The organism is Aneurinibacillus sp. Ricciae_BoGa-3, assembly GCF_028421645.1.
In the GTDB taxonomy this organism is placed as follows: domain Bacteria; phylum Bacillota; class Bacilli; order Aneurinibacillales; family Aneurinibacillaceae; genus Aneurinibacillus_B.
The window spans coordinates 1,556,798-1,582,440 of sequence record NZ_CP116887.1 but is presented as its reverse complement, the minus strand read 5'-3'; the positions used below and the strand labels follow the sequence as shown (position 1 = coordinate 1,582,440).

The following is a 25,643-nucleotide window of genomic DNA, read 5'->3' as shown; positions in this document are numbered from 1 at the left end:
ACTTGGTATACGACTTAAGATGTCGCAATAGCAAGCAATTTACTCATGCCTGATCGAATCAGTCACACGAAATCAAGAAGGATCAATATGGTTAACAATCCGCTGAATATGAAGGGTGAGATAACTGACTTCCGACTCGGGAATTTCCACCCTTAATTCATTCTGCATAATCTTTACCAGCTTCCAACTGAGATTATAGCATACCGGATATTCCGTTCGCAATAGACCGCTTAGCGGATGGTTCTCCCCCAGCATCTTCTTGGTTTCGGCCCGTTCTATGGCAAATCGAAGATGCGTAAGAAGCCTCGCATAATCTATAGATGTTTTATCCACTTCAATGTCTAGTTCGGTTTCAATCACATTTATCAGCCGGGCAATGAGCAGAGAATACCGGTTCATCCTGCCAAGTTCCTGGTTCGTACGTGAACTGTGCAAATGAAGGGTAATAAATCCTATTTCATCATCCGGTATATCCATGTTGAGCCTCTTCTCAAGGGTTCGAATGCCCTGCTCGGCCAAACGGTACTCGTGCGCATACAAACTGCGAACTTCATGGAGAAATGGATTCTGTATTTGAATCCCTTGTTTTAACCGTTTAATGGCAAAGGAAAGGTGGTCAATTAAGGTAACCAGAAAATTCTCGGTAAACTTGCGATCGATTTTCTTTTCAATTTCCTGTATAAATTCATTTACGGCCTGAATAATCTCTTCATCGGTTTCCGCAAAAATACGGACCATCTGCTCACGCTTATCCTCTGAAGAAAGAACGAACACTTTCTCGATTTTTGTATCGTGAACAATATATTCACCCTTTTTCTTGTCGAAACCAATCCCCTTGCCAAGCAAAATCACTTCTGCCATCTGCTCATCAAGCGCTACAAGTGAGTTGTTATTCAAGACCCTTTTTATTTGATAACGCTTTCCACTACTCATGAATGTCTCACCCTTTTCTATCAAAGCCCCTCTCAAAAAATACACGTTTACCATTGGAAAATCAAGTTCAAAAGTAACATTTTTAAAGAAAGAAATCCCCCGAGTAGTGAAAAAGCCAGGGAATGGATAACGCACTCCCGGCCTTTGCCTCGTGTATCTGGTTGTCCGTTTTTGTCCCTACTTCTTCAATAACCTATTAACCCGCTCCATCACCTGATCCTGCAGTTTTTCAAGCGAATTTATGCTCTCTTGCAGGCTCCTCTCCTGCACGCCGAAGTAAAATTTCAGCTTAGGTTCAGTCCCTGAAGGGCGAAGGCAGAACCAGGAGCCATCTTCAAGTATGTATTTCAATACATCTGAAGCAGGAAGATCGATCGCCTCATCCTGGCCCATTGTAATAAACGTCCGGATACCTTTTTTATAATCCTCAATGATGGATACTTGTTTACCCGCAATCACAGCGGGAGGCTCAGCCCGGAATTGATTGAGAACAGAGGCGATTTGCTGGATGCCTTCGAGCCCTTTTAAGGTAAGCGACTTCAGGCCTTCTTGATAAAAACCATATGTGTTAAAAATTTCAAGGAGTCCTTCATACAGCGTTAAGCCGCGTGATTTGTAATAAGCGGCGACTTCTGCAGTCAAGGCGCAGGCCTGCACCGCATCCTTGTCACGTACGAAATCACCCACAAGATAACCATAGCTCTCTTCGTATCCAAACAGGAATACTCGTTCTTTGTTCTCCTCAAACTCCTTGATTTTTTCCCCTATGAACTTGAAACCTGTAAGCGTGTCGATCGTCTCAAGCCCAAAACGGGCGGCAATGGTCCGGCCTATCTCTGATGTCACAATCGTTTTAATGACCACACCATTTGCCGGCAGGTCCCCTCGGCCCTGCCGCTGTGTCAGAATGTACTGCAGAAGGAGGGCACCTGTCTGGTTGCCTGTGAGGACCACATATTCTCCGTCCAAATTCTTGACGACAGCCCCCATGCGGTCCGTGTCCGGGTCACAGCCGAGCAAGAGGTCCGCATCGATCTCTTTCCCGTAGCGAATGGCCAACTCGAATGCAGCATGTTCCTCTGGATTTGGCGATGTCACCGTTGAAAAATTCGGATCAGGCTTTTCCTGTTCCGTGACAATGGTTACGTTGGAAAAGCCGAAAGCCTGCAGCGCTTCGCGAACCGGTTTGTTGGACGTCCCATGCAACGGAGTAAAGACGATTTTAAGGTTCTTTTCCGTCTGTTTAATCAGTGAAGGATTAAGCGAGATAGACTTAACTTGTTCAATATAAGCTTCATCGATCTCTCTGCCAATTCGCTTAAGAGAAAAGGCCCTTGTCAGCTCGTCCTCATCCGCAACTTCAATAAGCAGTTCATCTTCCACACTGGCTACATAGCGAATCACTTCATCAGCAGCATCGGGCGGCAGCTGGCCGCCATCCGGCCCATACACTTTGTATCCGTTATATTCAGGAGGATTATGGCTGGCAGTAACGACAATGCCGGCGTATGCGTTTAAGTGGCGTACCGCAAAAGAGAGTACCGGAGTCGGCCGTATATCGTCAAACAGATATGTCTGAATCCCATGCCTGCCTAAAGTTAGGGCTGCTTCAAGAGCAAATTCCCTGGATTTATGACGGACATCATAAGCGATGGCGACGCCTCTGCGCTTCGCCTCCGCTCCCTGGCTTTCTATGTAACGGGCCAGCCCTTCGGAAGCTTTTCGGACGGTATACACATTCATCCGGTTCGTACCCGGCCCGATTTCACCCCGCATGCCGCCTGTGCCGAATTCGAGATTTTTATAAAAACTGTCTTCCAGCTTTTTTTCGTCCCCTTTTAGAGCATGTAATGCCGCTTTCAACTCTTCAGGCAAAGAGGGATTGCTGCTCCATCGTTCGTAGCTTGTTTTCCAGCTCATCGAATGACCTCCTGAATTCTTGATGACAGCCCGTTTTATGGGCTGCTGTTTATCTATTTATTTTACTATCTCGCTAACAAAAGTACGAGAAAAAAACAAAATGAGCGAAAATCCATGTTCAAGATTTTCGCTATAACAAATTTAATCCCTGGGGTACCCATGCGGGTGGCTCTTATGCCAGTTCCACGCGGTTTCAATAATCTCATGTAGGCTATTATAGCGCTGCTTCCAGCCCAGTTCTGCCTGCGCTTTCTCGTAAGATGCAATCAGTACAGCGGGGTCTCCTGCCCTTCGTTGTGCGATAATCGCCGGGATTGGATGTCCCGTCACAGAGCGCGCTGTTTCAATGACTTGCTTAACGGAGAAACCTGTACCGTTGCCCAGATTATAGATGCCGCTTTCCCCTTTTTCACGGAGCCTGTTTAACGCCAGCCAGTGGGCGTTAGCCAGGTCCATTACGTGAATATAATCACGGATGCAGGTCCCATCTTCTGTGGGATAATCTTCGCCGAATACGGAAATGGCTTCCCGCTGGCCTAATGCTACCTGCAGAATAATGGGGATTAGATGGCTTTCAGGTGTATGATCTTCGCCTATCCGGGCGTCTGGGTGGGCACCTGCCACATTAAAATAACGCAGCGCAATGCTTTTCAGTCCATAAGCGCGGTCGCACCACTTCAGCATTTTTTCAATGGCCAGCTTGGTCTCCCCGTACGGGCTGGTCGGATTTGTCGCGTCTGTCTCCACAATCGGCACTTTTTCCGGTTCCCCGTAGGTGGCAGCTGTAGAGGAAAACACGATTTTCTTCACATTATGTTCAATCATCTTCGTCAGCAGCGTATGCGCGGCTATCACATTGTTGTCGTAATACTTAAGCGGCTCCTGGACACTCTCCCCTACTAAGGAATCCGCGGCAAAGTGAACAACCGCTTCAATCTTATTCTCCCGGAATACCTGATCAAGCAGCTCCCGGTCACGGATATCCCCTTTATAAAATACTGGAGTCTGGACCGCCTGCGCATGCCCTTTCTGAAGATTGTCAATCACTACCACTTGTTCACCGTGTGCCAGTAACTCTACTACGGTGTGGCTGCCGATATATCCGGCTCCGCCTGTTACTAGAATTGCCATTCCTGCACCTCTCCTACTTCACGGGCGCCCTCGCCAATTTCACAAATGTAAAAGTCGGGGACGAGCCCTGTTTTCGCTTGATAGCCTGTTTTCACTTTCTCTTTAAAGGCATCCACTGAATCAGCCTGGACAAGACTTACCGTACAGCCGCCAAATCCGGCGTGTCATGCGGGTGCCTATGCATCCCTTAACTGCGCACGCTTCTTCAAAGAGAACATCCAGATGTTCGCCTGTTACCTCAAACAAATCCCGCAGCGATTCATGTGAAGCTAGCATTAAACGACCAAGTTCTACCGTATTGCCCGCTTCGAGGGCCTGTATGGTAGAAAGCACCCTTGCATTTTCCGTTATCACATGATCCAGCCTGCGGCGAATGGTCCCGTCCACTACATGATCGCGAACGCTGCGCCACTCTTCCAGCGTAACATCCCCAAGTGTTTTCGCTTCCGTATAGGGCTTGATGGCTTCAAAACCCGCTTCACATTCGGCGCGGCGCTCGTTATATTTGGAATCCGCGAGCCCGCGTCTTTTGTTAGAATTCGTAATTACCAGCGAATATCCTTCAAGTTCGAGCGGAACATATCGGTAAGCAAGCGAATCACATTTCAGCATCATCGCGCTGCCTTTGCGGCCCATCCCTACAGCAAATTGATCCATGATACCGCAGTTCACACCTACAAAACTATTTTCGGCCATCTGAGCCATTTGCACAAGCTCTATCATTTGGATATTCCATTCTTCCAGGCTATTAATAGCGACCCCAGTGACAAGCTCGATGGAGGCGGAAGAGGAAAGGCCGGCACCATTGGGAACATTGCCGTGAAACAGCATATCGCACCCGCGGGGGACGTATCCCCTCTTCATAAACTGGTTGATCACGCCCTTGGGGTAATTCGCCCAGTCATCCTGTGCACGGTATTCGAAATCGCTTACATTAATTTCTGCTGTGACGTCAAACCCGTTGGAAGCGAAACGGAAAAGCCCATCCTGCCGCGGACGCACCACCGCCCATGTGCCATGCGAAAGGGCGGCCGGCAGAACATACCCACCTGTGTAGTCGGTATGTTCGCCGATTAAATTCACCCGCCCCGGAGCAAAAAATAGGCGGGGTGAAGTTTCACAGTGGCCATAGATTTGATCAAATCGTTCTATTAGCGTTTTCATCCCTTACCCCTGCTTTCTTTCGCCTGATATCGGGTAAATGCCTCCCGGAGTTCCTCGGCCGTTTCCTCAATCGCCTTCGGATTGCAGGCCGCCCAGGCCCCCATTTCGGATGAAGCGTAATATTTAATGCGATTGGCGTCGCGCAGCGGCGGATAAAATTCAATATGAAAATGGTAAAATGCTTCTACATCCTCGCCATTCACCGGCCGCTGATGAATAACCATCATATACGGGAATAAACGGTCAAACAGCGTATCCATTGCACCTGTCATGCTTTTAAGCATTTCTGCCAGGCTACTATTTTCCTCGGCTGTAAAATCGCTGAGTGCTGTTTTATGGGGCTTGCTTACAATAAACAATCCATATGGATAATCGGTAAAAAATGGCAGGTATGCAATGAAATGAGCGTTTTCAAAAATGACCCGCTGTTGGAACGCTTTCTCTTCTCGGTTCATATCGCATATCAGGCAACTGCCCGTCTTACCATGGTGGGCACGGCAGCTATTAAGTTCCGTGCGAATTTTTAGCGGCATTTGGGAATAGGCATAAATTTGTCCATGTGGATGGGGCATGGTAACTCCGCATGCTTGCCCGCGGTTCTCAAAAATCATCACATATTTATTTTTTGGATCTTTGCCGAGCTCAACAAACCGCTCCACCCACAAATCAATAAGCTGTTCGATATGCCCAAGCGACAGCTGCGGCAGCGTGGTGGTATGCTCGGGCTAATACAGAATGACTTCGCACTTGCCAAAAGCTTTGGCTGTTCGGTACAATTCGGAGCCTACCGGGTCCGGTTCAGGCGGGTCAGGCATTAAGGCTGGAAAATCATTATCGTATTTATGAACGGTATACTGGTCAGGCACTTTACCCGATCCCGGACAAAATGGGCAAAAATCCTTCGGCATATTCGGCCGGTTTTGGCGGTGGGAAGCCACCATTGTCCAATCATCAAGAAGCGGATTATAACGCAGTTCAGCCATTCTACCCCTCCTCTATTTATAAAAGCTAACGGGGGAAGATATCTTTATGTAAGTCTAAAACAACATGTACCCCAGCCATTAACATTATTAATTGATTTAATTAATAATACTTCAAATGAGAAGGGGTTATAAACGCTTTTTTCTTTTCTTCGTCTCCATTGGGATATTGGTTGCAGCAGCTGTTATAATCCATGCTGATTATAAAAATTTAAATAAGGGTTGATGCGTATTTGATTTCCCACTTTAATTGGATTTGCAGTGATTCCCAGCTTCCATAAGCAATACATTAAAGAACATTGATCTCTGAGGACAGATCCTCTGTTGAAAGCAGCTTTTTCACTTTTTCCACAATATACTTCGGCATTTTCTTATTCATCATATCGGCCGCTTCAATCAATAAGGAAGACATACCAATTTCCTTAGCTTTCCACGATAAGTATATGGGATCAACCGGGATACAGTGTCCTCCGGCTCCGGGACCGGGGTAAAAAGCGGAAAAGCCAAAAGGCTTTGTTTTGGCCGCTTCGATTATTTCCCATACGTTGACTTGCAGCATGTCACAGAAAAATGCAAACTCATTAATAAAGGAAATATTGACAAAACGATAGCTATTTTCTAAAAGCTTGGTAAGCTCTGCTGCTTCAGGGGTGGAAAATAATGTTACATTTAAGAAAATTTTACGATAGAAATCATAAATGATTTTTTGGCATTTTTCGGTAATCCCACTAACGATTTTAGGAATAACTGACAGAGACAGAGGAGATCCGGGATCAATCCGTTCTGGTGAATACCCTAAATAAAAATCCGTTCCGGCCTTTTTCCCATCTCTTTCTAATAATGGCAGAAGTACATTTCTTGTGGTACCAGGATAAGTTGACGATTCGAGAATAACAAGGGATTGTTGGCGTAAGCGGGCTCCTATTTTATCGCCAGCATCAATTAAGTACTGAAGGTCTGGCTCATCAGATGACGCTAGTGGGGTTGGAACACATATCGCCACGACATTTGCTTTTTCAATGGGTTCATAGCTGCTTGTTACCACCAAACGTTTGGAATCCAGATGATTAGAAATTGTCTTTCCTGAAATACCCTCGATATAACTGGCACCTTTTTTCAAAGATTGAATCTTGATAGGGTCCAAATCAATCCCATAAACTATATGATGCTTATCAGCTAACAGAAGAGCGAGGGGAAGTCCGACATAGCCCAATCCGATGACTGTAACGCGAATAGGATTTTTGTTTGTCATCATCTTAGACCCTCCTTGGTGATATTGATCACCAGCAGCAAACACTTGTTAACATATAATATTTAAACGGGATTTATCATGTGATGAAGGAATGTTGTTTTTAGAGTGGGATTTTCTAACTATGAAGCGCAGTTAAAAGAAATGAATACAATCTTCAAGAAAAGTTTTTCTAAAAGTTAGCACCATATAGCGTAATGGATGCGTCACAAAAAGAGTGTCCCAAAAGGCAAACTTTCGGGACACTCTTTCAAGTTTTCATTTAAAATAAAGCCAGCTTGGTCTCTTTATCAAACTGGTGAATCGTATTGAAATCAAGCGCCAGCTTAATCAAGGCGTCCGCCCATAGATGTGAGCTGGCGTCAACCCTGCTGTTGATATGTTGCGCCTTAGTTTTGGGGTAACTCTTTATTCAATTCATCAATTGCTTCTTTGCATACACCATATTTCTTCCAAACACACCCCTTACATAAAACATCCAAATCATTAGGTTTAACAGTTTTCGATATTCTCGCCAATACAAATGCTTTATTATAAGTATGTTCAGACTGTAGGCCAAGATGATGTAAAATTCGTTGATCCATTTCTCGTAGTTTCTGATCAACGATAGGATTGATTCCACAATTTTTGCCTTTAACAAAAGGACAGCTTCTACAAATCTGATCTGCATGAGATGTGATTTTTATTGGAAAATCTTGATCCGGATCCTGATATTTCATTGACAATTCATCCATCTTCTCAATAAAGCTTGCAGAGTATCCATGTCCTTGGAATCCCAATAAACATAATAAATGATGTCCTCTTAATTGCATATTTTCAACCGCCCATCATAATGTAGGCTTGTTCAGATATTCTGTCTTATCCCTTAATTAGGATTAACTTTAAAATGTTTAATTTGGTTTTATGATATCAAGTATTTGTTATTAATAAAAGAAACAATATCACCCATTCCCTGTATTAAAAGACAAAAACCACTCCGAAGACACACTTGCTTAAGGTTAGGGTCCAAATGAACAAATCAAGCGTTATCTATAATAAAGGATACTTCTGTTGAGAAATGGAGTTCAGACCTACTACTTGAATTTCTATATATTTTAGCGAGGGACAACGAGTCTGAAATAATTATTGATACTTTGATAGAAAAACCAAGCCAATTAATATCTATTGCACAGCACGCAGTCTCTTTTCCAGACCACGATGCAAGGTGGCAGATTGCTTATGGGCTTGGGGAAATAAACGAAAATAGCCAAGAAATACAAACTCTTCTAAGTCAATTTTTACTCGACAAAGTTGAATATGTTAGAAGAAGAGCTTCCATTTCTTGTGATAAAAAATTAATCTAGATGAGGAGAATTAAAATGCTCTACAAAGAGGTTAAATTCCTTTGTAATTTTTTTGATTGTGTCTTTGCATTGTATTGAACTACCTACGTACATATAGTAATCGTATCCAAAATGAACGAAGAACTCGGATTCATATTCTAACTTACACCATAGATGTTCTCTAAGAATTAGTCTAGATAGCAATGGTGTATTTTCTACTGATATTTCATCAAAATCGCCAATTAAATCTCCAATATCATAAAAAGATGTCCATTCTTCCTTTTTATAAATCCCAGTATCATTTCGATATTCCGGATTATATTTTGTAATTCGCCATTGATATTTTATGCTAAACACCTATCCTTCATGCCGTATTGTTCCAATAACTAATAATGCATTAACTCATGGGCAAGGGATGACAAGATAGAGAATGTCGCTTTATTCTTTCCATATTTTAAAAGAAGGTCTTCATAATCCCCTGTTGTGATTCGAATTCAATTTTAGCTTTCATATTTACTCCCTCCAGCTATAGTTGTCCCTTCTCCAACAAATCCAGATAAAGTAACAGTGACGAACTATTTTGTCCAACTAGTGCCTGTTAGGGGGGTTACCATCGTAGAAACCCATTGTTCCATCCTCGTTTTAGCTCTTTCAAAACTGCATTATCTAAAGCATACGTTGTTGCTCACATCAGAAATAAGTTTTGCGCATGCACAAAGTGTCTTTTAAGAATGATTCCCCTTTAGTGACCGACGACGTACTATAGATCGTATCCTGGCAATAAGTTCATCGACTTGGAATGGCTTTACGATATAGTCATCAGCTCCCGCATCCAATCCCTTAATGCGATTTTCAACGTCGTTTCTTGCTGTAAGCATAATCACGGCTTTGTAATATCCGTATACTTAATAAGTTCACCAAGGCGCATATCATCTTCCGCCAAAAGTATGTTCAAAAAAACCACCCCTTACATAAAATTGATTGCTTGAATGATCTAACCGTTTTTTCATCATTCCTGTCTACAGTAATGACTGTTCCAAATAAAACAAGATATTAAAGGAGTGTCACCAATGAAAAAATTGCTTACTCTCGCTTCTGCTGGGGTGGCTGTACCTGAATTGCCCACTCCTTACCGAGTGGGACTTTTAAAAGTTTATTTGTGGGTAAATTTTTTCACCTGTTTTTTTATTTGTATATCCTATTTCGACACACTCCTCCTATGAGACTCAACCGCCCTTTTTGGCAGGATGTTAAATTCTATCTATTTTTCTTTTGTTTGAGCCAACTAGATGCGACATTTATCGTTTGGTCAAAAATTTAGTTATTTTGTTGCACACTCGCATATTTCTTCTCTACATAATTTTTGAAAAAATCTCCAAGTAATTTATTTTTCCTTAGGGGTTTCGGGACCGGAGGTCCCATTTAAAAAATCGCTCAACGCACTTCAACACGTTAAAGTAAAATATCTTTCCTATACGACAAAAAAACCCGCGGCACTTCCGAAGCGGAGGCAACGCGGGCCGGCACAGCAGATTACACGTACTGCCGTTTTCAAAGCAGAAGAACCACGCTCAAGCGGGTATGATCCTAGATGGATAGGCTTTTGCTTATTTCATACATTTCCGTGTCTACAGGCAGTTTTCCATTAAACACGTCATCAAAATCCACGGCAGTGATTTCGTTTTTTGAAATTCCCACCATCTTCCCCGCTTCTCCGGCGAGCAAGAGGTCTACGGCCTTAGCTCCCAGGCGACTGCCCAGCATCCGGTCAAATGCAGACGGAGATCCGCCGCGCTGCACATGGCCAAGTACAGTAACGCGTGTTTCCAGGCCAGATTTTTCTTCGATAATTTTGCCAATTTCAGAAGCGGGGCATACACCTTCGGCGATAATGATAATACTGTGCTTCTTCCCGCGGTGGTGCCCTTCCATTAATCGTTTGACAATGTCTTCTATGTCGTAGTCGACTTCCGGCGTGAGGATGGATTCAGCCCCGCCCGATAAACCAGACCACAGGGCGATATCACCGCGATGGCGGCCCATAACTTCAACCACATATGTACGCTCATGGGAGGTTGCTGTATCCCTGATTTTATCAATGGCATCGATAACCGTATTCACAGCCGTATCAAAGCCCAGCGTGAAATCCGTTCCCGGTATATCATTGTCAATTGTGCCGGGAATGCCGATGGTAGGAAAACCTTTTTGCGCTAATTTCTGGGCGCCCCGGAACGATCCGTCTCCCCCGATGACAACCAGGCCTTCAATGCCATTGGCTTTTAATTGCTCGATCCCCCGCTGCTGGCCTTCCTCCGTTTTAAACTCAAGGCTGCGGGCCGTGTACAGCATGGTTCCGCCCCGGTGGATGATATCTCCCACACTCCCCGCTGTCATTAATTCAATATGTCCATTCATTAAGCCTGTGTAGCCATGGTATATGCCGTATACCTCCATGTTAAGGGAAAGTCCGCGCCGCACAACGGCGCGAATAGCAGCGTTCATTCCTGGAGAATCTCCTCCACTTGTCAAAACCGCGATTTTTTTCATCCTTAGCACCCTTTCCTTTAAGAAGTTTGCAGGCCTGCGTCTACCAGCTTAGCGAGTCCAATCATGCCTGCATCGTTGCCCAGTTCGGCCGGAAAAATAATGTGTTGCCCTTTTAAATGCTCAAATGAATACGCATTGAACCATTTATTGATTAAATCAAATAAAATATCCCCAGCTGCCGCGAGCCCTCCGCCAATTACGATGCGTTTAGGCGCAATAACCATGTAGATGTTAGCAAGCGTGCGGCCAAGATAATAAGCGGCTGTATCTAAAATACGAAGGGAAGCGGCATCTCCCTGCCGGGCAGCATCCACCACATCTTTGCTCGTTACGCTGCCTGTTTTTTCTCTAATCGAGGCAAGAAGCGCAGATTCTCCATCAGCAGCTGCCTTTTCCCCATAATAAGCAAGGGCATTAGCGGACGCCTCTGTTTCCAGACACCCGATTTTACCGCAGTTGCACTGCCGGCCATCCTGTTTAACATGGATATGCCCGATTTCGCCGGCGTATCCACCGGTACCGTTATGAATGCGTCCATTAACAATGACGCCGCCGCCAATCCCCGTTCCAAGCGTAATGCAAAGCAGATCTTTATGGTTCTGCCCTGCCCCCCGCCACATCTCACCGAGTGCTGCGGCATTGGCATCATTAATCACAAAGGATGGATAATGGACGTACTCCGCGAGTTTTTTGCTAATGGGTACGTCATGCCATCCGAGATTGACCGCTTCCGTAATAAATCCCTCTTCCATCTCGACAAACCCGGGAACGCCAAGGCCAATACCCCGTATTTGTTCGGAGTTTATGTTTGTTTCCTGTATCAGCATTTCCGCAATTTCTTTAAACTGCTGGAGAACGCCTTCAAGATTTCCTTCAACCTTTGTCGGAATGTTCTTTTTAATATGGATATTACCTACCTCATCTATAATTCCTGCTTTTATGTTTGTGCCGCCTAGGTCAAAGCATAGATACACAGGAACACCTCCTTATTTCAGTAACCTTCTTGTTCTTAATGTGCCCTACTTTTGCTTGCCTTCACCGCATGCAGCTTTAGAAAACTTAGGTTAGCCGCCGGCTCCAACAATGCTGGCCATGGCCTCAGCTGCAGTCAGGCATAAGCTTAAGCTGCACGTGCTGCTGTTGAAACTAACGGGACACAAAAAGTCCCTTATGTATATTTTCTGTCCCGACAGAGTCAAAATGAAAGGGATTTATTTTCCTTTTCTCTATCATGTTACCACAGATTTTTGCTTTTTCCCATCCGCTAACCGTGTCAATTTCCTAACATTTTCTCACCTGGTTTCCATGTGCTAACGCAAAAGCCGGATATATTTTTTTAATTGTTGCACACTATTTTTGGGTTCATTCCCGAAGCTTCAAAACCAGGGAGGGAAACTGCTATGGCTTATCCGGATGACCGCAGTGACAATGTTGAAAAGCTGCAGGACATGATTCAGAACACCATACAGAACATTCATAAGGCTGAAGAAACGCTAGCCATCGGTGACATGCCTGAATACCAGCGCGAGCGGATCGAGGCAAAAAACGAACGCCGCAGGGAAAGCATTGCCGGAATGAGGGAGGAAGTGCGCGACGAGGCGCGCAATGCACAAAACAGGTAAAAAAAGGAACCGGTTCTGCCGGTTCCTTTTATTCTCGTTTTTTCGTTCGTAGCCTACCGTGGTTCAAAGGAACAAACCCATGATCGTTCCGGACAGAATCGAGGCAAGCGTGGATCCATACAGCAGCTTCATGCCAAATTTTGCGACTTCATCCCCTTGTTTCTCATGCAGAGCCTTGACTGAACCTGTAATAATCCCGACTGAACTGAAATTTGCAAAGCTGACCAGAAACACGGAAACAATGCCCACCGTTCTGGGCGACAAACCGCCGGCGATATTTTTGAAGTCCATCATCGCCACGAATTCGTTTGTGACAAGTTTGGTAGCCATAATGCTTCCTGCTTGTACCGCCTCGTGCCATGGTACCCCCATTAAGAAAGCAATCGGCGCAAATACATAACCTAAAGTTGTTTGGAAAGAGATATGGAATATAAGGCCAAATAGATAATTGATGAGATTCATAAGCGCGATAAATCCAATCAGCATGGCGGCCACAATAATGGCTACCTTTAATCCATCCATAATACTTTCGCTAATCATTTGAAAGAAAGTAAGCCGCTTTTCTTCCCCTTCGACGACCAGCTGATCCTCTTCCTCTTCAATCTTATAGGGATTAATAATGTTGGCGATGATTAAGGCTGATAAAATATTAAGTACAATCGCAACCACTACATACTTGGGCGCAAGCATCGTCATGTAGGCCCCTACAATGGAAATGCTAACCGCGCTCATCGCGGACGTACAGAGCGTATAGAGCCTCCTTTTGGACACAAAACCCAGCTGCTGCTTCGCGGTAAGAAATACTTCAGACTGCCCCAGGATAGCCGACGATACCGCAATATAGTTCTCCAGTTTCCCCATCCCATTTAACTTGTTTAGCGCCCATCCAACATACTTAATAATAAGCGGTAAAATTCGCAGATGATTTAAAATGCCAATTAAGACAGAAATGAAAATGATCGGCAGCAGTACATTTAAGAAGAATGTAGCGCCTGCCTTATTTTCCATTCCGCCGAATACGAAGTTAACCCCGTTAACCCCGAGCTCCATTAGTCTGCTAAACATCTTTGACACAAAACTGATTAAGCCGATTCCAATCTGCGTATTTAGCAGTAAAAATGCTAATACAATTTGTGTGATCAGAAGCGTCGCAATGGGACGGATGCGAATCCCTTTTCGATCGTTGCTTACCAGAATGCCTAATACAAACACTAAAGCTAAGCCTGTTAGTAAAAACACGATATTCATCATAACCCCCGCCAGCTTTTGGAAAAAGCGCTGTAAATTGTACAACAACCGACGATTTTACGCTTTATGCAAGCATTTATTTTAACCGCTTTCATTTCAAACGGAATTAAATATACCAAATTGATCAACGTATGTAAATTACCCGGAAAACAATCATAAAAATCAGATTTTGCATGGGGATCCATTATTATTCCCTATAGCGCCCATGTTATAGCGGATTTAGAGGCGACAGGAAGCTGCGCATACTTTGTTCGTTCTTTTTGGGAAGCGTGCCATCATTTGGATAGGAACATTCGTTTGCATATTCTGCATCCAACTGAGTATACTAATAACAGAACAAATGTTCCTGAGGTGATAGAATTGTTTGATTACAGCACAATGCCTAACCGCTCTATTTTAATGATCGACGCCAGAAGCTTCTATGCATCCGCACATTGTTCGTTACTGGGTTTAGACCCTCTCACTACATATCTGGCCGTAGTCGGCGATCCGGATCGAAACGGTTCCATTGTACTCGCTGCGTCTGTCGCTTTAAAAAGAGACTTTGGCGTAAGCAATGTTTCCCGGTATTTCGAACTGCCAAAAGATCCCCGGATTCAAATCGTTAAAGCCCGGATGTCCCAGTATATGCAAATCAGTTTAGAACTGATGAAAATATTGAACGAATTTGCCCCCTACGATAGCATGCTGCAATACAGCATTGACGAAGGCTGGATTGACATTTCCGGTACGGAAAAGCTGTTCGGCGATAAGTGGCAGACAGCGCGTTCGCTAAAAGAAAAAATCTGGTCAGAACTGAAAATCCCCGTTGTGATAGGCATGGGGCCCAATATGCTGCTGGCGAAGCTGTGCCTGGATATTGAAGCAAAAAAGTCCCCGGAAGGCATTGCGGAATGGCAATATGAAGACCTCCCTGAAAAACTATGGCCTGTTCCCGTAAAAAAAATGTGGGGCATCGGCTCAAGGATGGAGAGAAATCTTCACCAGATTGGGATTCGCACGGTGGGACATATAGCCTACTACGATGCAAAAGTATTGGAAAAACGCTTTGGAATTATGGGCGTGCAGCTGTACAACCACAGCTGGGGAATTGATTTCAGCGAGGTGCGCCCTAATTATGATGTCGATCACAAAAGCTATGGCAATGGCATTACGCTGCTGCGTGATTACACCAAAGCTTCCGAAATCAAGATTGTTATCCGCGAACTGTGCGACGAAGTCTGCAGAAGAGCCCGCAAAGACGGCAAGCACGGCCGAACGATCAGCTTAGGTATAGGCTATTCGCAGGAGGGCCTTTCAACAGGATTTTCCCATTCCACAAGCATCGAGACCCCGACTTATTTTGAAGATGAAATGTATGATGTGTGCCTGAAGCTGTTCGACAAGTATTATCAGCCTGGAGCTGTGGTCCGCAGTGTGTATGTCGCCCTCTCCCATTTATCTTCAGATGATGAAATCCAATTGGATATGTTTAATTATGAAGCAAGATTAAAGAAGGAGCATTTAACCGCTGCTGTCGATAAAATCCGCGAACGCTTCGGCGTACAGGCGATTTTGAAAGCATCAAGCCATGCGGATGGCGGCATTGCCATTGAACGCAGCATGAAAATAGGCGGCCACTATGGATAAGTTTCGCGACAGAGGCAATATCAAATGGACGTCGATGATGCTCACAGAACACCGGGAAGCGTTAAAAGCATGGGGTGAATCGCAAAATGACATAGCCCCGCCGAATAAAACGGAAGATGAACTGGCTGAATTGGCGGAACAGATCGGCCGGGCGATTGCATCGCATTGCGAAGTCCGGCTGACCTATTACCGTGACAAACGCAACCATGAAGCAGTCGGCATCATTACACGGTTTAATCCAGCGATCCAGGCTGTTTATCTGGAGTCGGCCAGCGGGCCCGTTATCATTCCAGTGAATGATCTCGTCCATTGCTCCTTGACTTGAAAACAGGTAGAGTGGTTAAATAACGGGGTTAGTGCAGGACGAATCTTACCGAACAACCCGCATTACATATAGATAAAGGGGGAAAATCCTATGAATTTTAAAACATACGACGAGATTGAAACTGCGATCTGGTCAATCGTTGAGGAAGACATCATCCTATCACCGTTTATGCAAAGCCTCCGCAGCGGAGAATGGAACAGCCGGCAGGTCGCAGAATTCGCGCTGCAGTACAGCTATTACAGCCGGAACTTCCCGCGCGTGCTCGGCGCCGCCATAGCAGCCGTAGAGCCGGAGGATGACTGGTGGGTATCGCTGGTAGACAATCTGTGGGATGAAGCGGGGCGCGGCAATCCAAAATCGTACCACTCCCGCCTGTACCACAGCTTCCTTGTAACTGCCGCACCCGGTATACCGACAGATGATAAATACGTGCCCGACTACCCTGTAGCACCTGGCACACGCGAGGCCGTTCACGCCTTTCTTTCGTTTTTAAGGAACGCTACCTCCCTTGAGGCAATGGCTGCGATCGGCTTTGGCTCAGAGCTGTTTGCAGGAAAAGTCATGGGCTTAATCGGAGAAGGGCTTGCCCATCCAAACTATAATAAAGAGACTAAAATTAATACCAACTTCTGGACCGTACACGCCGATACCCATGAACCCCGCCACTACGAGCTCTGCAAAAACGTTCTTATCCGCTTTACATCAGCTGCGGATTTAGAGCGCATGTATCGGGCAGGTGCCTACATCACACGTTCTGAGGCCAGATTTTATGAATCCATCTATGAAAGAATGAAAAGTCTGAGCTAGCCATATACCCACTTTCTCTTCTCCAGCATAACGTAAAGGTAAAGATGCGGGAAGGAGGAGAGAACGTGTCAGTAAAACAACACCTGGAGCAGCTGATTAGCTGGAGCCAGGATCACGTAGCGTTCATCAAGAAAATACAATCGCTTCGCATTCCCCCGGAAGAAGCGGGCCGCTTACTGGATAATTTAACCCAAATCGAACAAACCACACAGAAATACCTAACATGGGCTGACAAGTTAACGGCTGACTCAGAAGAGGTACGCTCCTTATACGAGCGATCACATAACCTCTTCACTATGCTTTCCGATCTGCTGCAGGAAAACGGCGATGCATTAGAAGCCGTGCATTCCGTTCTGCCTGTAAGCGGCCAGGACGAGGGAATGCGTGGAGAACCTGCGGCGGGAGCCGAAAAGGTGGTACCGATTGGCGGGCATGTCGTCCCACCACTCCCCTACGCCTATAACGCGCTGGAACCGTATATCGATGAGCAGACCATGCGCCTGCACCACGACAAGCATCACAAATCGTATGTTGACGGCCTGAATAAAGCAGAAAAAGAGATGCAGAAAGCACGGCAAACCGGTGATTTTTCGCTTATTAAACACTGGGAGAACGAGGCAGCCTTTAACGGAGCGGGACATTATCTTCACACCATTTTCTGGCACAATATGAGTCCAGAAGGCGGAGGCGAACCGAGTGGCGCGATTGCGGATGAAATCAGCAACACATTTGGCGGCTTTGCTGCCTTCAAAGCCCATTTCTCAGCTGCGGCTGAGAAAGTTCAAGGGTCAGGGTGGGCCATGCTTGTTTGGAGCCCCCGCTCCCACCGGGTAGAAATTCTGCAGGCGGAGAAGCATCAGAATGAATCGCAGCAGGATATGATCCCTCTGCTTGTACTGGATGTCTGGGAGCACGCCTACTATTTAAAATACAATAATAGGCGCAGAGACTACATCGATGCCTGGTGGAATGTGGTAAACTGGAATGATGTTAACCGGCGTTTCGCCCAGGCCCAGCGGGTTCAGTGGGTTCCCTATTAATGCAAAAAAACATCATGGGCGATGCCGCTCTCTCCTTTCCCCTCATAGAAGTTTATACGGCCGCTTTGTGGAACGACGGGCGGACCGGCAAAACATCTGGGTATCTCAATGATGGAGACAGTTGCCGGTCTTTTTCGCCCTCTGTTCCACACGCTCCACAGGGGGAAAGAAAGGTGCGGACATGCGCCTCATGATGTTTTTCTTGGGTGTTTCGGGACCAGAGGTCCCATTCCACTGTGAAGCAACATATACTTACTTTACCAATAACAAAAGGCCTCCGGGATTCCGGAGGCCTCATTATTACCTCTATTACAGAAGGGTATCGTCACCCATGCTGTTTCTCTCGCGCGCAGCTTTTACGTCGTCATTGTCTGCGCGCTTAACGCCTGTCTGGTCTACAATCCGATCCTCCAGCGATCTGTTACCATCATCAAAAACCCGATCCGCAGCATTAGAAGCTGTGTGACCAATTGTTGAATCGTTTGTTCTGTCTACGTACGTGCTTCCTGTTCCGTATCCTGTTGGGTTGGTATCAATGGTCGAATCTACATTTGCTCTGCCCATGGACATATCACTTGTGGCCATGGTGCCGCCTGTATAGTAAGGGGCGTTATACAGGTCAGCATTCAGTGTATGATTGGCCCGGAACGTGTCGTATACACCGAAAGCGCGGTCCGCGTCCGCATCTACCATTACAAGGATTTCCCCTGCATTTAAATAACTTTCATATTCACGTGCATGCTCTTCTGGAATTCCCATGCCAATCAGCGCGCCCACCAAACCGCCTGTACCAGCGCCAATTGCTGCTCCTCCAAGCGTAGCAGCCAGAGGGCCCGCCGCAATGATCGGGCCAATGCCCGGTATGGCCAGTGCGCCAAGGCCGGCTACAAGGCCGGCGACACCGCCGAGAATTCCGCCTGTCGCAGCGCCGGTGGCAAGGCCTTCCTCCATCTTCGTGTCGGTGGCATCTTCTATACCTCTAACATCATCTTTATTTTTAGCAATAATCGAAATATCATCGGAACGGTAACCTTGATCTTTTAAGGATTGAATTGCTCGAATAGCTTGGTCTTCTGTATGGAATACGCCTATGATTTTCTTGTCCATTCTAACATCCCTCCATTGTTAAGATTGTTGTACACACCTTTATTTACCCTCAGAGGACACCCTGCCAAACAACAACTTCTCCAGTCGATGCACATGTATCTATTAAATTAGGAAGCACAAAAATACTATTTGTTCACATAAAAACTATGACTTTTGTAACAGGTGTCGTGATATAATCATGAATGATTGATATAGTTAATACTTTCCGAAAAAATAAATAACGGAAGGGGATAGAGAAATGAAAGACCTTTCATTTAAAGAGCTGCTTGGCAACCAGAGAGGAGCGCTGAATTTTTTGAAAGGGCAAAAAAAACAAGAGCCCCCCTCTTCTTGTCAAAAGCCGCTATCTGCTGGTTCGCATAGAAATATAGAAGATTACTACCAGCAGCTTTTGGCAGGCACAGAAGCCTCAAAGGTTTGCTTTCTAAACCTTACAGCAGAAGATTTGCAACGCTTGGCCAGCATCCGCCCCCTATTTGAAAAACATGTGCCGAGTATAGTGACCTCCTTCTACCAGCGGGTAAATAAGATCCCTGCTCTGGTTGAAATCATTAACAAACATAGTTCTGTTGACAGACTGCGCCAAACCCTGCAACAGTATTTAATGGATATGGTGTCAGGTGAAATCGGGCAAGACTATGTGATCCGCCGAAAAGTTATCGGCAATGTACACAACCGGATCAACCTTTTTCCGGAGTGGTACATTGGTGCCTATAACTTAATTCAGGAGCAAGTATTCACCGTTTTAATCGAGGAGCTTGACGTTCGGGAGGCCCACAGCATTTACACCTCGTTCCAGCGCCTCTGTTCTTTTGATATGCAAATTGCTATTGCTACATACATAGATTCCTACACGTCATCCATGATGCGATTAAATGAAATCGAACGAATCCAGCAGCGTCTAAATGAGTCTTCTGAAGCGCTGGTAGCTACCGCTGAAGAAACAACGGCTTCTATTAATGAAAAAGAAAAACATGTGGCCCAGATGCTTGAAGGAACACAATTGATCGCGCAAAGTTCAGTACAAATGGTCGAGCAGGTGGAAGAGGGAAAGACCGAAATCGAATCAGCTTTGCAGGAAATTGACCGCATTGTTGAAATTATGGAGGAGACGCGGACGAGATCGAAGGAACTTATCGAAAGCTCCAATAAGATTGGTGAAGTGGTACAAGTTATCCATGCCATCTCCAATAAAACAAACGTTTTATCTCTAAATGCCAGCATTGAAGCAGCGCGGGCGGGTGAACATGGCCGCGGGTTTACTGTCGTGGCTAAAGAAGTACGCAATCTGGCCATGCAAACTCAGGCAGCGCTCGACCACATTCAGGAACAAATCACACACGTTCAAACCAACGTGACAGACTTTGAAAACTCTTTTGAACAGATCGCGAAACAAACAAGCAAGTTCAGAGACATTAATACGACCATTATGAAAATTATGGATGGCTCTTCCATCCACGTGCGGGAAAACAGCGAAAAAATCCAGCGAGTCGGCTCCTATATTCGTGATTTCCAGGTGACATTCCGCGAAATTTCCATAGCATCCGAGCAGGTTGCAAAAATGGCAGAAGAGTTGAGCATACTTAGCAATCAATTAAATGATCGATTCACTATAAAATAATAGGGATGAATTACAGCAGAGTGGGGGGAGAAAGTTGAGCAACCATAAATTTTCCTACGAAAATAACATTTTTTCTTCACTGGAAGAAATGACGGATATTCTGCTGCACGAGGCAAATGAACAGATTATCCTCATTGATATAGGAGACATGCCAAACAATGGTCCTGTGCGAAATTATATTAAGTGGCGTCTGTTGCATCTGCAGTACTATTTCAAAGAACAGATACCGAACGAGATTCGATCCACATACAATTCCCTATGGAGCCAACTTTACCGCTTAGAGCACCAGGATGAATACCGTCATCCCTATTTGAAGCAAGTAATGGAGCTTCTCCATGCTTAACTATACGTTCACGCTGCCATCGGGTGAGGAATTGAACAAAAAAATAGAGCCCATAATTAACGAGATCAGTTCCAGTCTAAACATAACAGCAGACAGCATGCTTCGCTATTCACTTTATTTAACGGTATGGGAAATTCTTATCAACATTATGAATCACACGGATCAAACTTGCGGGCGGACCGTTCATATTCGGGCTTGCTGGACGGACAAGGAAATACAACTGCAAATTGACCATGAGAACGGCTGCTTTGATTGGCGGAATGCGATGTCGCCTACCCTCCCTCCCCACGGGGAAACACGGGGAAGAGGACTTTATCTAATTGGCCAAGTAAGTAAGCATTTTTCATATGATGCGAGCGGACGGACGGCTACCATCACTTTTGACCGAGTGTAAAAGAAAGGAGACGGGTGAAATGCTGAAATTTATTGAACATGAGGATTCAGTAACGATTAAATTTAACGGAGATATTAATTTTGAAACCGTACGCCAAATTGAGAGCCATGTAAAGGACTGGAAAATCCCGGAGCATATTAAAACCCTCTATCTGGATCTCCATAATGTCAGATTCATTGACAGTACCGGAGTCGGTTTCCTAATCAGCTGGGTTCACCCGCTGATTTCCCGCTACCAGGCAGAAATTATTCACGCATCGGTACCCGTAAAAAATATCCTGCAAATTTGCAAACTGGACACCCTTTTAAAAATTTCCTAACAATCACTTCAACAGCAAGAGGGCAGATAAATGGGATCTGCCCTCTGGTTTTTAACATGATATCGTCATCGATATTAAGCATACGTCATCCTTCAAGCTGCCCTCTGCCTGATACTCAGCCACCGTTCGCTCGATAACGGTGTGATTGTCTGCCCAATAATGGTCAAGAAGAAACCTCTTAAGGTTTTCAACTGAATCCAGTGTAGGCTCCCCCTCCCTTTCAACCAAACCGTCCGTATAAAGGGCTAACCTAACCCTGTCTATATCCGTATACGAAATGACTCCCTTTGTTATTTCGATAGCTGGCAGGATGCCGAGGGGAATCGTTCCTTCTGACAGCATTTCAAACCGCCCATCTCCAAACAATGCCATTCCAGGCGGATGCCCTGCATTAACATACTCAATCGTTTTACGCTTGCAGTCGACGACGAGGTACAGTGCGGTGAAATACGCAGGCACCATGCCCGTTTCACCTCTGTATAGATTTCTCATATGCCGGTTTAGCTCTCGGGTCACCTTTACCGGATCAGCCAGGCGAGTAATGAGGCCATGCAGCAGGGAGCGAATAGACATACTGATCAAAGAGGCTCCAATGCCATGCCCAACTACATCAAGCAGCATAATCCCGTATCTATCTTCGTCTATTTCATACCAGCAGTACATATCCCTGCCAGTTGCTCTGAGGGAATATAAGCAGCATCAATCTCAATATACCGGGTGACCAGCGAAGGGCTGAGCACACTTTGTTGTACATGTTTGGCAAACTCAAGTTCCTTTTTTAACTGCTGCTCAGCGAGCTTGCGTCTGGTGACGTCTATCTGCAGCCCAACAAAATACAGCAATTTTCCTTCTTCATCAAAAACAGGTGTAATCGAGAGCTCATTCCAGAAAGGCTCCCCGTCTTTACGGTAATTCAGCATTTCGACTGTTACCGGCACACCCTTGTTCATGGCTTCACGCACCTGGTTCACGGTTGCCAGGTCTGTGTTTTTGCCCTGAAGAAAACGGCTGTTTTTCTGCAGCACCTCTTCCTTGGAGTACCCTGTTAGCCGTGTGAAACCTTCGTTGACGTAAATCAGCGGGTTATCCGGAAGCCGGGGATTGGAAATGGTAACACCTGTAGTTGTGTTGGCAACCGCTGAAATCATCTGTGCATTTTTTTCTAATGTCTGCAAAAGTTCAAGGTGGGACTGCTTAAGTTTTGTGATGTCCCGAAAATAGATACACAGGCCATTCTCAATCGGCGAGAGCCGTACAAGGAACCACTTATTTAGTGAGGAAAAATAGTCTTCCAGTTCAATGCTTACCTGCTCTTTTAAAACACGCCGCGTATCATTGGCATATTTTGTACAAAAATCTTCAGGGAATTCTTCCCACATAATTTTGCCAATTAATTCATGACGGTTCCTGCGGATAAATCGTTCAGCTTCCTTATTCAGGTAGGTAAAGCGCCAAGCATTGTCAATAGAAAAAAAAGCTTCTGATATGGATTCCAAAATACTGACAGCCTGTAATGCCGTTTGATCCATCCTATGATCGACCAATCGTATTCCCCCCCACTCGTTCCCGCATTAACTGTGGTTTCCTTCATCTAGTTTACCAAAAATACGCAAATAAACGAACCGCCCTCTGCAATAATTGCAGAGAGCGGTTCATGACATTAGATAAAGTTTTCGTGGCTTTCGGACGCATCTATTAGGACCCGCTTAACTTCTTCTTCGGAGCATTCATATAGCTGCCTTTCGCCAATTTTATAGATACCCAGCTTAAGCAGTTCTTCTACATATGGATTCATTTCTGCCTCTCTCCTGTACAACTTTCTCTATATTTGTTTACATATTATGTTTACCCGCTTTGTTTTGTAGATAAACCGGGAAAATATAGTCACATTCACCTTAAGCTGAATACATTGCATTATGAAGAAAGAGGGTGATCCCAATGAAAAAAGGAAGCCAGGGTTCACTGGCATTGCTAGGTTTGACAGGAATTGGCCTGTTATTTGATTCGATGGACGTTGGTATTCTCGCGTTTGTTCTCGCTGCGATTAAGGGTGAATGGGGATTAAATCCGGAACAGTTAGGACTCATCGGAACGATTAACTTTGTCGGCATGGCGCTGGGAGCAGCTATTGCGGGATTGTGGGCCGATCGATATGGCCGTAAAAACCTGTTTGTTTTCACCCTGCTCATATACAGTTTGGCTACGGGCTTGAATGCTTTTGTGACGACATTTGCGTTATTTATGTTGGTCCGTTTTTTTGTGGGGTTTGGCCTGGGAGGCGAATTGCCGGTCGCTACTACTTATGTGCTGGAAGCTTCTCCTCAACATGAACGCGCTAAATGGGTTGTTTGGCTGCAGAGTTTCTGGGCAATGGGGGCGCTTATCGCGGCGATTATCTCTTATTTCATCATTCCTCAGTACGGGTGGAGAATCGGGCTTTTTCTTGGCGCCATTCCTGCACTATACGCGCTTTATCTTCGCAGGAAACTTCCGGAAACACCGGCCTTTGAAAAAGAAACAAGGCAGACGATCGTCCAAAACATCCGGCTTATCTGGTCCTACCCGTATCGCCGTATGTCCCTGGTGTTGTGGGTGCTGTGGTTTGTCTCGGTATTCTCGTACTATGGCATGTTTATGTGGATGCCATCTATTATGATCTTGAAAGGGTATACACTCTTAAAAAGTTTTCAATATGTGCTTTTTATGACCATCGTCCAAATCCCCGGCTATTTTGCTGCTGCCTACCTTGTGGAGAAATGGGGGAAAAAGAATACACTCGTTACCTTCATGGCCCTATCAGCCGTATTCTCCCTGCTGTTCGGTCTATCTACCAGTCTTCCCATGCTGCTTATTACCGGCGCATGCCTTTCCTTCTTTAACTTAGGTGCTTTCGGTGCAACTTATGCGTACACGGCGGAGCAGTATCCTACCTCGTTTCGGGCAACAGGCACAGGCTGGGCAATGGGATTTGGGCGGATCGCAGGCATTATCGCTCCCTATCTGGTTGGCATTATGATCGGAGCCCATGTCGGATTCTCCGCTATCTTCACAATGTTCTTCGTCATGACCATGCTGTCCGTTATCGTTTTAGGGCTATTAGGAAGCAAATAAAACCGGAGAAGCAGACGCTCTCCGGTTTTCTTAATTTACTGAGCCGTATACCCGCCGTCAATGACAAGCGCCTGGCCGGTAATACTTCTCGACCTATCGCTTGCAATAAACAGCGCGTAATCAGCAATTTCCTGAACGGTTAACAGCCGCTTCTGGGGAACGAGGGGGTAAATAACCTCTTCGAGCACCTTCTCAAGCGGAACATTGCGGGTGCGAGCCAAGTCAATGAGCTGATTGCGGACAAGCGGTGTATCCACATATCCCGGGCATAGGGCGTTAACAGTTACCCCATGCTCAGCCCCTTCTAGGGCAGCAACCTTGGTTAGGCCAATAAGGCCATGTTTTGCAGAATTATAGGCCGCTTTGCCGGCGAATCCAATAAGCCCATTAACGGATGCCATATTGATAATACGACCAAAACCCTGCTTTTTCATCATCGGGAATACATGTTTGATCGCCATGAAAGGCGCCTGAAGCATAACTTTGATCAGCAGTTCAAATTTCTCCGTCGGAAACTCCTCGATTGGAGAAACATACTGGAGGCCCGCATTATTAATAAGAACATCCAGACGGCCATAATGTGCAATGGTTTTATCCAGGGCCGCCGTCAGCTGCCCTTCGTCAACAACGTTGCAGCCAAGCCCAAGGGCGTCAAACCCTGCCCCCTGTAGTTGCTCTGCAGCCTCTATGGCAGCGCCTTCATGAAGGTCGCTGATTGCAACTTTTGCCCCCTCTTTGGCAAATTCCCTGGCAATCTCCAGCCCAATGCCGCTGGCAGCTCCTGTAATAAAGACAATTTTACTCTCTACGAGTCCCATGTTCACGTGCTCC

The 25,643-nt window shown here is 45.5% G+C and carries 24 protein-coding genes and 3 pseudogenes; 10 read left to right on the top strand and 17 right to left on the bottom strand.

Going from position 1 to position 25,643, the window contains the following annotated elements:
* Positions 1–72: 72 nt before the first annotated feature.
* From glcT to PP175_RS08085, 11 genes and pseudogenes are all read right to left on the bottom strand, one after another.
* Positions 73–933, bottom strand: coding sequence for a glucose PTS transporter transcription antiterminator GlcT (gene glcT, locus PP175_RS08135; RefSeq protein ID WP_272442267.1), 861 nt, complete (start codon positions 931–933; stop codon positions 73–75).
* A gap of 177 nt (positions 934–1,110) precedes the next feature.
* The gene (locus PP175_RS08130; RefSeq protein WP_272442266.1) at positions 1,111–2,853 is read right to left on the bottom strand and encodes a phospho-sugar mutase; all 1,743 of its coding nucleotides are present in this window, start codon (positions 2,851–2,853) and stop codon (positions 1,111–1,113) included.
* Positions 2,854–2,994: 141 nt separating this feature from the next.
* Positions 2,995–3,984: a UDP-glucose 4-epimerase GalE gene (gene galE / locus PP175_RS08125; protein ID WP_272442265.1), complete on the bottom strand. Its 990-nt coding sequence runs from the start codon at positions 3,982–3,984 to the stop codon at positions 2,995–2,997.
* Positions 3,972–5,148: pseudogene (locus PP175_RS08120) on the bottom strand (galactokinase). The gene galE and the pseudogene PP175_RS08120 overlap by 13 nt, the downstream one beginning before the upstream one ends.
* A pseudogene (gene galT / locus PP175_RS08115) lies at positions 5,145–6,131 on the bottom strand (galactose-1-phosphate uridylyltransferase). Before galT ends, PP175_RS08120 begins: the two co-directional pseudogenes overlap by 4 nt.
* 286 nt (positions 6,132–6,417) lie before the next feature.
* Positions 6,418–7,383 (bottom strand): nucleotide sugar dehydrogenase, encoded by a 966-nt coding sequence (locus PP175_RS08110; RefSeq protein WP_272442264.1) that lies wholly within the window; start codon positions 7,381–7,383, stop codon positions 6,418–6,420.
* A gap of 383 nt (positions 7,384–7,766) precedes the next feature.
* Entirely contained in the window at positions 7,767–8,189 is a 423-nt protein-coding gene (locus PP175_RS08105; RefSeq protein WP_272442263.1) for a DUF1284 domain-containing protein, read from the bottom strand.
* A 522-nt stretch (positions 8,190–8,711) separates the two neighbouring features.
* Positions 8,712–9,056, bottom strand: coding sequence for a hypothetical protein (locus PP175_RS08100; protein ID WP_272442262.1), 345 nt, complete (start codon positions 9,054–9,056; stop codon positions 8,712–8,714).
* A gap of 395 nt (positions 9,057–9,451) precedes the next feature.
* A pseudogene (locus tag PP175_RS29705) lies at positions 9,452–9,598 on the bottom strand (response regulator); the annotation flags it as partial.
* Between the two features lie 688 nt (positions 9,599–10,286).
* Positions 10,287–11,246, bottom strand: coding sequence for a 6-phosphofructokinase (gene pfkA / locus PP175_RS08090; protein WP_272442261.1), 960 nt, complete (start codon positions 11,244–11,246; stop codon positions 10,287–10,289).
* 17 nt (positions 11,247–11,263) lie between these two features.
* Positions 11,264–12,220, bottom strand: coding sequence for an ROK family glucokinase (locus tag PP175_RS08085; protein ID WP_272442260.1), 957 nt, complete (start codon positions 12,218–12,220; stop codon positions 11,264–11,266).
* A gap of 426 nt (positions 12,221–12,646) precedes the next feature.
* Here PP175_RS08085 and tlp point away from each other — a divergent pair, with 426 nt between their 5' ends.
* Positions 12,647–12,868 (top strand): small acid-soluble spore protein Tlp, encoded by a 222-nt coding sequence (tlp, locus tag PP175_RS08080; protein ID WP_272442259.1) that lies wholly within the window; start codon positions 12,647–12,649, stop codon positions 12,866–12,868.
* A 63-nt stretch (positions 12,869–12,931) separates the two neighbouring features.
* Here tlp and PP175_RS08075 read toward each other — a convergent pair whose 3' ends face one another.
* On the bottom strand, positions 12,932–14,116 hold the full coding sequence (locus tag PP175_RS08075; RefSeq protein ID WP_272443213.1) for a NupC/NupG family nucleoside CNT transporter: 1,185 nt from the start codon (positions 14,114–14,116) through the stop codon (positions 12,932–12,934).
* Positions 14,117–14,395: 279 nt separating this feature from the next.
* Between PP175_RS08075 and PP175_RS08070 the strand changes: the two genes are divergently transcribed.
* From PP175_RS08070 to PP175_RS08055, 4 genes are all read left to right on the top strand, one after another.
* Positions 14,396–15,745: a Y-family DNA polymerase gene (locus PP175_RS08070; protein ID WP_272442258.1), complete on the top strand. Its 1,350-nt coding sequence runs from the start codon at positions 14,396–14,398 to the stop codon at positions 15,743–15,745.
* On the top strand, positions 15,738–16,070 hold the full coding sequence (locus PP175_RS08065; RefSeq protein WP_272442257.1) for a YolD-like family protein: 333 nt from the start codon (positions 15,738–15,740) through the stop codon (positions 16,068–16,070). The genes PP175_RS08070 and PP175_RS08065 overlap by 8 nt, the downstream gene beginning before the upstream one ends.
* 90 nt (positions 16,071–16,160) lie before the next feature.
* Positions 16,161–16,877: an iron-containing redox enzyme family protein gene (locus PP175_RS08060; RefSeq protein ID WP_272442256.1), complete on the top strand. Its 717-nt coding sequence runs from the start codon at positions 16,161–16,163 to the stop codon at positions 16,875–16,877.
* A 65-nt stretch (positions 16,878–16,942) separates the two neighbouring features.
* The gene (locus PP175_RS08055; RefSeq protein WP_272442255.1) at positions 16,943–17,917 is read left to right on the top strand and encodes a superoxide dismutase; all 975 of its coding nucleotides are present in this window, start codon (positions 16,943–16,945) and stop codon (positions 17,915–17,917) included.
* Between the two features lie 309 nt (positions 17,918–18,226).
* On the opposite strand, the gene PP175_RS08050 is transcribed toward PP175_RS08055, so the two are convergent.
* The gene (locus PP175_RS08050) at positions 18,227–19,024 is read right to left on the bottom strand and encodes a YflT domain-containing protein (protein ID WP_272442254.1); all 798 of its coding nucleotides are present in this window, start codon (positions 19,022–19,024) and stop codon (positions 18,227–18,229) included.
* 238 nt (positions 19,025–19,262) lie between these two features.
* Here PP175_RS08050 and PP175_RS08045 point away from each other — a divergent pair, with 238 nt between their 5' ends.
* The 4 genes from PP175_RS08045 to PP175_RS08030 are packed head-to-tail and all read left to right on the top strand — an operon-like array spanning position 19,263 to position 21,701.
* Positions 19,263–20,645 (top strand): globin-coupled sensor protein, encoded by a 1,383-nt coding sequence (locus PP175_RS08045; protein WP_272442253.1) that lies wholly within the window; start codon positions 19,263–19,265, stop codon positions 20,643–20,645.
* A 34-nt stretch (positions 20,646–20,679) separates the two neighbouring features.
* A complete protein-coding gene (locus PP175_RS08040; RefSeq protein WP_272442252.1) occupies positions 20,680–20,988 on the top strand; it encodes a hypothetical protein in 309 nt (102 codons plus the stop codon).
* Positions 20,981–21,382 carry an ATP-binding protein gene (locus PP175_RS08035; protein ID WP_272442251.1) on the top strand — a complete coding sequence of 134 codons (402 nt, stop codon included), beginning with the start codon at positions 20,981–20,983 and terminating at the stop codon, positions 21,380–21,382. The genes PP175_RS08040 and PP175_RS08035 overlap by 8 nt, the downstream gene beginning before the upstream one ends.
* A 19-nt stretch (positions 21,383–21,401) precedes the next feature.
* The gene (locus PP175_RS08030; RefSeq protein ID WP_272442250.1) at positions 21,402–21,701 is read left to right on the top strand and encodes an STAS domain-containing protein; all 300 of its coding nucleotides are present in this window, start codon (positions 21,402–21,404) and stop codon (positions 21,699–21,701) included.
* A gap of 51 nt (positions 21,702–21,752) precedes the next feature.
* On the opposite strand, the gene PP175_RS08025 is transcribed toward PP175_RS08030, so the two are convergent.
* The 3 genes from PP175_RS08025 to fbpA form a co-directional block, all read right to left on the bottom strand.
* On the bottom strand, positions 21,753–22,364 hold the full coding sequence (locus PP175_RS08025) for a PP2C family protein-serine/threonine phosphatase (RefSeq protein WP_272442249.1): 612 nt from the start codon (positions 22,362–22,364) through the stop codon (positions 21,753–21,755).
* Positions 22,343–23,245, bottom strand: a complete 903-nt coding sequence (locus PP175_RS08020) for a PAS domain-containing protein (protein ID WP_272442248.1) — start codon at positions 23,243–23,245, stop codon at positions 22,343–22,345. The genes PP175_RS08025 and PP175_RS08020 overlap by 22 nt, the downstream gene beginning before the upstream one ends.
* 116 nt (positions 23,246–23,361) lie before the next feature.
* Complete coding sequence (gene fbpA / locus PP175_RS08015) at positions 23,362–23,496, bottom strand: Fur-regulated basic protein FbpA (protein WP_272442247.1); 135 nt, start codon at positions 23,494–23,496, stop codon at positions 23,362–23,364.
* Positions 23,497–23,639: 143 nt separating this feature from the next.
* Here fbpA and PP175_RS08010 point away from each other — a divergent pair, with 143 nt between their 5' ends.
* Positions 23,640–24,812 carry an MFS transporter gene (locus PP175_RS08010; RefSeq protein ID WP_272442246.1) on the top strand — a complete coding sequence of 391 codons (1,173 nt, stop codon included), beginning with the start codon at positions 23,640–23,642 and terminating at the stop codon, positions 24,810–24,812.
* Positions 24,813–24,847: 35 nt separating this feature from the next.
* Here the strand turns inward: PP175_RS08010 and PP175_RS08005 are convergent, their stop codons facing one another.
* Positions 24,848–25,630, bottom strand: a complete 783-nt coding sequence (locus PP175_RS08005; RefSeq protein ID WP_272442245.1) for a 3-hydroxybutyrate dehydrogenase — start codon at positions 25,628–25,630, stop codon at positions 24,848–24,850.
* Positions 25,631–25,643 lie beyond the last annotated feature (13 nt).